This window comes from Streptomyces sp. P9(2023) (assembly GCF_032436795.1).
GTDB lineage: Bacteria > Actinomycetota > Actinomycetes > Streptomycetales > Streptomycetaceae > Streptomyces.
Map to the genome: position 1 here is coordinate 1 of NZ_JAUPWM010000300.1, position 314 is coordinate 314.

Genomic DNA, 314 nt, shown 5'->3' on the forward strand with positions numbered 1-314 from the left:
TACCATTGATTGCTCGGTAATCGTGAGTGCCTTTAATAATTTCTGTTTCGCCAATTAAGAATGGATCAAAAAAGAAGGTTCCATAGCGATACTGTTGAAAGCCGATCGGGGCACCGTCAACGTACACTGCAAGGTCGCTAGGGTCGCTGAAACCATGAATATTAATCCGTTCACCTCCGGATCGTGCTCCACCATCCAGTGTTGCTCCAGGCACTGAGCCAACCAACTCTGCGAAGTTGGCGTATTGCTGTTCTTCAATCTGATCAGAATCAATAGTGGTTTGTGCCGGTTTAGCGATGGTGATCGGTTTCGCG

Annotated in this window: 1 protein-coding gene; it reads right to left on the reverse strand. The window is 47.5% G+C overall.

Annotation, left to right across the window (positions count from 1 at the left end; genetic code table 11):
* Window positions 1–314, reverse strand: a 314-nt coding sequence (locus tag Q5762_RS37710) for a TonB-dependent receptor plug domain-containing protein (protein WP_315896825.1), incomplete at both ends; no start/stop codon positions are given.